Source organism: Stenotrophomonas sp. 3diitr2024, from assembly GCF_042136455.1.
Classification (GTDB): Bacteria; Pseudomonadota; Gammaproteobacteria; order Xanthomonadales; family Xanthomonadaceae; genus Stenotrophomonas; species Stenotrophomonas sepilia.
The window spans coordinates 1-467 of the sequence record NZ_JBHHMJ010000310.1; the positions used below are offsets into that span (position 1 = coordinate 1).

General features: G+C 65.1%; 1 protein-coding gene. It reads right to left on the bottom strand.

Annotation, left to right across the window (positions count from 1 at the left end):
• Positions 1-65: 65 nt before the first annotated feature.
• Positions 66-386 (bottom strand): quaternary ammonium compound efflux SMR transporter SugE, encoded by a 321-nt coding sequence (gene sugE, locus ABGA94_RS07175; protein WP_375366844.1) that lies wholly within the window; start codon positions 384-386, stop codon positions 66-68.
• Positions 387-467 lie beyond the last annotated feature (81 nt).

The window sequence follows — 467 nt, forward strand, 5'->3', positions numbered from 1 at the left end:
GGGGGGGCCCTACCAGGAGGTGCGGGGGGCGACGGTGGGGGCCCGACCGTTGGTCGGGCCATCAATCAGTTGGGCGAGACCAGCTTCAGGCCGATCACGCCGGCCACGATCAGGCCCACGCAGGCCAGGCGGGCCGGCGACGCACTGTCATTGAACAGGTAGATGCCGAGCACAGCCACGCCCATGGCACCGATGCCGGTCCAGATCGCGTAGGCCGTACCGACCGGGATGCTCTTCATCGCCTGGCTCATCAGGTACAGGCTGATCAGGGCCGATACCACCGTGGCAACGGTGGGCAGGGGTTTGCTGAAGCCTTCGGAGTACTTCATTCCGAGGGCGAAACCGATCTCGAACAGGCCGGCCAGCAGCAGGTAGATCCACAGCAGCAGGATCGGCACGAAGGCGACCGTGCCATACAGCTTCTGATAGGACTGGAAGCTGCCCAGATACGCGCCGATGCCCCACTT